General features: G+C 67.2%; 8 protein-coding genes. 6 read left to right on the forward strand and 2 right to left on the reverse strand.

Features of this window, described 5'->3' with window-relative positions:
• Positions 1-2 precede the first annotated feature (2 nt).
• Positions 3-1,367, forward strand: coding sequence for an amino acid ABC transporter permease (locus tag Q8M82_RS19000; RefSeq protein WP_305692859.1), 1,365 nt, complete (start codon positions 3-5; stop codon positions 1,365-1,367).
• Positions 1,364-2,113 (forward strand): amino acid ABC transporter ATP-binding protein, encoded by a 750-nt coding sequence (locus Q8M82_RS19005; protein WP_305692860.1) that lies wholly within the window; start codon positions 1,364-1,366, stop codon positions 2,111-2,113. The genes Q8M82_RS19000 and Q8M82_RS19005 overlap by 4 nt, the downstream gene beginning before the upstream one ends.
• Before the next feature lie 126 nt (positions 2,114-2,239).
• Here Q8M82_RS19005 and Q8M82_RS19010 read toward each other — a convergent pair whose 3' ends face one another.
• Positions 2,240-2,569, reverse strand: coding sequence for a hypothetical protein (locus Q8M82_RS19010; RefSeq protein WP_305692861.1), 330 nt, complete (start codon positions 2,567-2,569; stop codon positions 2,240-2,242).
• A 359-nt stretch (positions 2,570-2,928) separates the two neighbouring features.
• Between Q8M82_RS19010 and purU the strand changes: the two genes are divergently transcribed.
• Complete coding sequence (gene purU / locus Q8M82_RS19015) at positions 2,929-3,792, forward strand: formyltetrahydrofolate deformylase (protein ID WP_305692862.1); 864 nt, start codon at positions 2,929-2,931, stop codon at positions 3,790-3,792.
• A 119-nt stretch (positions 3,793-3,911) separates the two neighbouring features.
• On the opposite strand, the gene Q8M82_RS19020 is transcribed toward purU, so the two are convergent.
• A complete protein-coding gene (locus Q8M82_RS19020; protein ID WP_305692863.1) occupies positions 3,912-4,289 on the reverse strand; it encodes an ArsR/SmtB family transcription factor in 378 nt (125 codons plus the stop codon).
• Between the two features lie 256 nt (positions 4,290-4,545).
• On the opposite strand from Q8M82_RS19020, the gene Q8M82_RS19025 reads away from it, so the two are divergent.
• The 3 genes from Q8M82_RS19025 to Q8M82_RS19035 all read left to right on the forward strand — a co-directional run.
• Positions 4,546-4,764 carry a hypothetical protein gene (locus tag Q8M82_RS19025; RefSeq protein ID WP_305692864.1) on the forward strand — a complete coding sequence of 73 codons (219 nt, stop codon included), beginning with the start codon at positions 4,546-4,548 and terminating at the stop codon, positions 4,762-4,764.
• On the forward strand, positions 4,764-5,093 hold the full coding sequence (locus Q8M82_RS19030; RefSeq protein WP_305692865.1) for a c-type cytochrome: 330 nt from the start codon (positions 4,764-4,766) through the stop codon (positions 5,091-5,093). The genes Q8M82_RS19025 and Q8M82_RS19030 overlap by 1 nt, the downstream gene beginning before the upstream one ends.
• A gap of 72 nt (positions 5,094-5,165) precedes the next feature.
• On the forward strand, positions 5,166-6,321 hold a 1,156-nt coding region (locus Q8M82_RS19035; protein ID WP_305692866.1), incomplete at its 3' end, for an FAD-dependent oxidoreductase.

Below are 6,321 nucleotides of genomic sequence, written 5' to 3' on the forward strand. Positions count from 1 at the left end.
CCATGGACCACGCCGCCGGCCCCGCTGCCACCCCGCCCCCCGCCGAGATCTTCCGCCCCAGGCCGGCGCGCCGTGCGCCGCCGAGCACGCTCGGCGTGCAGGGCTGGATCCGGCAGAACATGTTCTCCAGCGTTCCCAACGCGCTGGTCACCGTGATCGGCATCTGGATCGTCTACGCCTTCTTCGACGCGCTGTTCGGCTGGGCGATCGGCAACGCCGTCTGGCAGGCCGAAAGCCGCCGCGAATGCCTCGACGAGGTCGGCCGGGCCGGCGCCTGCTGGCCGGGCGTCATCGCCTGGATCCCGAACCTGATCTACGGCCTGTACCCCAAGGACCAGGTCTGGCGCATCAATCTCGCCGGCCTCGTCCTGCTGCTCTGGGCCGTCCCGCTCTGGCTGCCGCGCGTGCAGTCCAAGGTCCAGATCGGGCTGTCGCTCGTCCTGCTCTTCCCGCTGTTCGCCTCCTACCTGTTCCTGGGCGGCGAGAAGGGGATCGTCTGGAGCGCCTTGATCGCGCTCGGTCTCGCCGCCTTTCTCTGGACCCTGCTGACGGCCGCGACGGAGACCGTCTTCGGGCTCGGCATCGCGCGCTTCGCCGTGGCGGCGCTCGGCTTCGCCAGCCGCAGCGACGAGACCCGGCGTCGTCTCGCCATCGCGGTCTTGCTGGCCGTCTACGTCGTCGCGGTGATCCTCGTCCAGGCGCTGTCGCTCCCCTTCGTGCCGACACGGGTCTGGGGCGGGCTGTTCCTGACCCTGGTGATCTCCGGCATCGGCATCGCCTTCTCGCTGCCGGCGGGCATCGTGCTGGCGCTGGGCCGGCGCTCGCGCATGCCGCTGATCAGCCTGCTCTCGACCACCTTCATCGAGCTGTTCCGGTCGGTGCCGCTGATCACCATCCTGTTCATGTTCAATACGATGCTGCCGCTGTTCCTGCCCGTCGGCGTCGAGGTCAACCAGCTGCTGCGGGCCATCGTCGCCGTCTGCCTGTTCTCGGCCGCCTATATGGCCGAAGTCGTCCGCGGCGGCCTCCAGGCGATCCCGCGCGGCCAGTACGAGGCGGCCTCCGCCATGGGGCTGGGCTTCTGGCAGGCGACCGGGCTCGTGATCATGCCGCAGGCGCTCAAGATCATGATCCCGACCATCGTCGGCAACTTCATCGGCCTGTTCAAGGACACCACGCTGGTCTCGATCGTCGGTCTCTTCGACCTGCTCAGCATGTCGCGCGCCGTCGGCGAGGACACCCGCTGGCTCGGGCTGTTCCTCGAACCCTTCTTCTTCGTGACGATGATCTATTTCGTCGTCTGTTTCGGCATGTCGCAATACAGCCTCAACCTCGAACAGCGCCTCTCGGCGGGAGAGCGCCGATGAACGAGGCCGTTGCCGGGGCACCGCCGATCGAGCTGATCGGGCTGAACAAATGGTTCGGCGCCTTCCATGTCCTCAAGGACATCGACCTGCGGGTGCAGGAGGGCGAGCGCATCGTCGTGTGTGGGCCGTCGGGCTCGGGTAAATCGACGATGATCCGCTGCATCAACCAGCTCGAGCACCACCAGGAGGGGACGATCCGCATCCACGGCCGCAGCTATGGCCGGGATACGCGCGAGAACGATGCCATCCGCCGCGAGATCGGCATGGTTTTCCAGTCCTTCAATCTCTTCCCGCATCTGACCGTGCTGGAGAACTGCACCTTTGCGCTGACCTGGGTCCGGCACATGCCCAAGCAGGAGGCGGAGGACCTCGCCATGTCCTTTCTCGCCCGCGTGCGCATCCCGGAACAGGCGGCCAAATATCCGCTTCAGCTCTCGGGCGGCCAGCAGCAGCGCGTCGCCATCGCCCGCGCGCTCTGCGTGCGGCCGCGCATCATGCTGTTCGACGAACCGACCTCCTCCCTCGATCCCGAGATGATCAACGAGGTGCTCGACACGATGGTGGAACTGGCCGAGAGCGGCATGACCATGGTGGTGGTGACCCATGAGATGGGCTTCGCCCGCAAGGTCGCCGACCGCGTCATCTTCATGGACCAGGGCGAAATCGTCGAGGAGGCGCCGCCCGAGGCGTTCTTCGCCGCGCCGCGCTACGACCGGACGCGGCTGTTCCTCAGCCAGGTGCTCTGAGTCCTGAAGAGGTCGCGGCGCGCTGCACAACACAAGAGAACGCCGCCGTCGCGCAGGGCGCTTCGGCGGCGGGATGATCGGACGAGCTGTCAGGCCGGGCTTTGGGAGACCGGGCCGCAGCGCTCGTCAGTAGCGGTCGTAGCGGCGATAGCCATAGCCCGGACGCGGCCCGTAACCGGGACGCGGCCCATAACCCGGCCGGGGACCGTAACCGCGGCCATAGGCCGGGCCGCGCCCATAGCCGCTACGGCCATAGCGCTGCTGGCGCTGCGTCTCCTGCATCATGTAGAGCCGGCGCTGCTTGGCGGCCGTCATGGTGTAGTCGGCGTCCTGACGGTCGAGGCCCAGGGCCGTCTCGGTGGGCAGCGCCTCCGTGGCGGATGCGGGCGTGAGCGTTCCCAGCCCGGCCAGAGCGAGGGCACCAACGAGGCCGGCAAGGAGCGAAGACCGTTTCATGAAAATCCCTTTCGCGCCGCGTCGGGGCGGCTGGAGTCAACCGCGAGCCCGACGATTCGTTCCCGCCGGCGGACACTGGGGCCTGCAGACATCTTCGGCAACAATCACCCGGTGCCGGGCGCCGCCGACCGAAACGCACCGCCCTTGACGAAACGAGCCCGCCCGGGCGTCATGCATTCCATGATCGATGCGTCGCGAGCGATGACAGCGCAGGCGAGCAGGGGCCCGATCGGGCCCGGCCCGGCTCGATCGCGCCGGCGTCACGACGCCCGAGGTTGAAGGCTGCGCGCTGCGCGCTTCCCGCCATCCGTTCTCCCGCAATTCGTTCGACCAGGGACCCGCCAAAGCGGGCCGATCTCATGTCCGTATCCACGATGATTCTCGCCCTGTCCTGCCCTGATCGGCCGGGCATCGTCGCCGCCGTCTCGACGCTTCTCGCGCAAGCCGGCTGCAACATCCGCGACGCCCAGCAATTCGACGATCTGGAAACCGGCCGCTTCTTCATGCGCGTCGTGTTCGACCGGCTGCCGGGCGCCGCGGCGCCCGAGGCGATCTCCGCGCGCATCGACGAACTCGCCTCGCGCTTCGCCATGGCCGTCTCGCTGCGCGATGCGGCCGAGCGCAAGCGCGTGCTGCTGCTGGTCTCGAAATTCGACCACTGCCTGGCCGATCTGATCTATCGCTGGCGCATCGGCGAACTGCCGATGGACATCACCGCGGTGGTCTCGAACCATGCACGCGAGCACATCGCCTCGACCGATCTCGGCGATCTGCCCTTCCACCATCTGCCTGTCGACCGGGTCAACAAGGCGGAGCAGGAGGCGGCGATCTGGCGGCTGGTCGAGGAAACCCGCAGCGACCTCGTCGTGCTCGCGCGCTACATGCAGATCCTCTCGGATGAGTTCTCAACGCGGCTGGCCGGACGCTGCATCAACATCCACCACTCCTTCCTGCCGGGCTTCAAGGGGGCCAAGCCCTATCATCAAGCGCATGAGCGCGGCGTGAAGCTGATCGGCGCGACCGCTCACTACGTCACCTCCGCTCTCGACGAGGGCCCGATCATCGAGCAGGACGTCGAGCGCATCTCGCATCGCGATCAACCCGACGATCTCGTCCGCAAGGGGCGCGACATCGAGCGGCGCGTACTCGCCCGCGCGGTGCGCTACCACCTGGAGGACCGCGTCCTGCTCAATGGCCGCAAGACCGTCGTCTTCACGGATTGAGGCGTCCGCTGCTCAGCGGAGGAAGGTCGGGCGGATCGAGCCTTCCATCAGGACGGCGATGTCCAGCCGCGCGCCGATCATCAAGCCGAAGATCGCCAGCGGCCAGGGCATCTCGGCCGTCACTTCGCGGCCGCATCTTTCGCAGGGCCGCAGAAGATGTCGTAGATCACCGTGATCATCCGCCGCACATCGTCATTGGCGAGGCTGTAATAGACCGCCTTGCCGTCGCGGCGGGTGGTGACCAGTTGGTCGAGCCGCAGGCGCGCCAGTTGCTGCGACACCATCGGCTGGCGCAGCGAGAGGATGTTCTCGAGTTCGCTCACCGTGCGCTCGCGCTCCGCCAGCAGGCAGAGCAGAAGCAGGCGGTTCTCATGCGACAGCGCCTTGAGGAAGTCGCTCGCCTTGCGCGCCTTGCGCATCAGCATGTCGAGCTCGGCGGAGAACGCCTCGCCCTCGCGCTGCTCGTCGTCGGGCGCCTTGGAAATGATCGGGCTCATGGTCATTCCCGTGCTGCGGCCAGGCCGCTCCGGTGGATGGGCCAGCCATGTCAGCAAGCCTCTGGCCAGGCAACCCCCCCGAAAGGCGGCGTCTCCTGCCAGCCGGTGATCCGGCCGCCCCCGCGAAGCGCGCGCACCAGGGGCAGCCGTCGCGTGAACTGAGCAGCTCCGCCGCCGTCGCAGCGACCGGCGCGGAGCCGACAGCGGGCTGGGCCGCCTCGCTCTGCCGGCCCATTTCCTCTCCCTGAACGATATCGTGAAGGACGAGGACTTTGAATTGTCGGACAAGACCTTCACATCGGTGAAGCTGCCCAATGCCGGCGCCTTCTGCGACGGCGATCGCGAGTCGGCCGAAAAGGCGTTCTGGGGCAAGGAGCCCTGCATGAAGAACTGCAAGTCCAAGGTGAACATCACGGGCCGTTTCGCGGTGCTCGACGTCTCGCCCGATACCAGATCGGCCCCGAAGGTCGACTGATGCGCGGCACAAGACCGTTGCTCGGCTGGTTCAGCTTTGTTGCCTTCGCCGCTTCGCTCTCCGGCGGTCCCGTTATGGCTGCGGGCGACAAGGCGCTGGGCGAGTATCTCTCCTCCGAATGCACGGCCTGCCACCAGACCAGCGGCCGACAGGTCGGTGGTATCCCCGCGATCGTCGGCCACCCGGCCGACCAGTTCATCGCGCTGATGGACGCCTACAGGACGCGGCAGCGCGACAATGTCGTGATGCAGACGATTGCGGCGCGGTTGACCGAGGAAGAACTCCTGGCCCTGGCCGCCTATTACGAGAGCCTGAAGCCGCCGGGCTAGCCCGGCCGGGAGACCAGCGGTGCGCCTCGATGGGCGCGCGCCAAGACCAGAACGAAAAAGGGGAGATCAGCCATGAATCTCGATCGTCGCTCTCTCATTCTGACGGGCCTCTCCGCTTCGGCCACGCTGGGCCTGGGTGCGCCCGCCATCCTCGGCCAGGCCAAGCCGCGTGTCGTCGTCATCGGCGGCGGCGCCGGTGGCGCGACCGCCGCGCGCTACCTCGCCAAGGACAGCCAGGGCGCGATCGCGGTCACCCTGGTCGAGGAGAACGAGACCTACCAGACCTGCTTCCACTCCAATCTCTATGTCGGCGGCTTCAAGACCTATGACGAGATCGTCCATCGCTACGACGCGCTGGCGAAGAGCCATGGCATCGCGGTCGTCCGCGCCCGCGCCACACAGATCGACCGCGACAGGAAGGAGGTCGTGCTCTCGACCGGGCAGCGACTGCCTTACGACCGGCTCGTGGTCTCGCCCGGAATCGACCTCAAATACGATTCCGTACCCGGCTGGTCCGAGGACGCCGAGGAGACCATGCCGCATGGCTGGAAACCCGGCCGCCAGACCCGGCTGATCAGGCAGAAGCTCGACGCCGTACCCAATGGCGGGCTCATCGTGATGATCGCCCCGCCCAACCCGTTCCGCTGCCCGCCCGGCCCCTATGAGCGCGCCTCGATGTTCGCTCATGCGCTGAAGAAAGCTGGGAAGAGCGACGCCAAGATCATCATCCTCGATCCGAAGGAGGCCTTCTCTAAGCAGGGCGCCTTCCAGGCCGACTGGGAGAAGCGCTATGGCGGGATGATCGAATGGCTCGGCCCGAAGGTGCATGACGGCATCAAGTCGGTCGATCCGAAGACCAGCACCGTCGTCACCGGCTTCGAGACCTACAGGGACTGCGCCTTCGTCAACGTCATCCCGGCGCAGATGGCGGGCGAGATCGCCCGCGCGGCGGGGTTGGCCCCGGCCGGAGGCTATTGCGCGATCGACGCCGCGACGATGAAATCGACGGTGGATCCCGTCATCTTCGTGCTGGGCGATGCCTGCATCGCCGGCGACATGCCCAAATCCGCCTTTTCGGCCAACAGCCAGGCCAAGGTCGCGGCGATGACCATCCGCGGCGAGTTGACCGGCTCCCGGACCTTCCCGGCCCGCTATGTCAACACCTGCTGGTCGCTGGTCGACACCGACGACACCATCAAGGTCGGCGGTCGCTACGAGCCCCAGGACG

Source organism: Allobosea sp., from assembly GCF_030694325.1.
Lineage (GTDB): Bacteria > Pseudomonadota > Alphaproteobacteria > Rhizobiales > Beijerinckiaceae > Allobosea.

What these genes read in the sequence shown, in the direction of transcription:
- Q8M82_RS19000 (WP_305692859.1), top strand. Translation starts at nt 3, where the DNA reads ATGGACCACGCCGCCGGCCCCGCTGCCACCCCGCCCCCCGCCGAGATC.
- Q8M82_RS19005 (WP_305692860.1), top strand. Translation starts at nt 1,364, where the DNA reads ATGAACGAGGCCGTTGCCGGGGCACCGCCGATCGAGCTGATCGGGCTG.
- Q8M82_RS19010 (WP_305692861.1), bottom strand. Translation starts at nt 2,569, where the DNA reads ATGAAACGGTCTTCGCTCCTTGCCGGCCTCGTTGGTGCCCTCGCTCTG.
- purU (WP_305692862.1), top strand. Translation starts at nt 2,929, where the DNA reads ATGTCCGTATCCACGATGATTCTCGCCCTGTCCTGCCCTGATCGGCCG.
- Q8M82_RS19020 (WP_305692863.1), bottom strand. Translation starts at nt 4,289, where the DNA reads ATGAGCCCGATCATTTCCAAGGCGCCCGACGACGAGCAGCGCGAGGGC.
- Q8M82_RS19030 (WP_305692865.1), top strand. Translation starts at nt 4,764, where the DNA reads ATGCGCGGCACAAGACCGTTGCTCGGCTGGTTCAGCTTTGTTGCCTTC.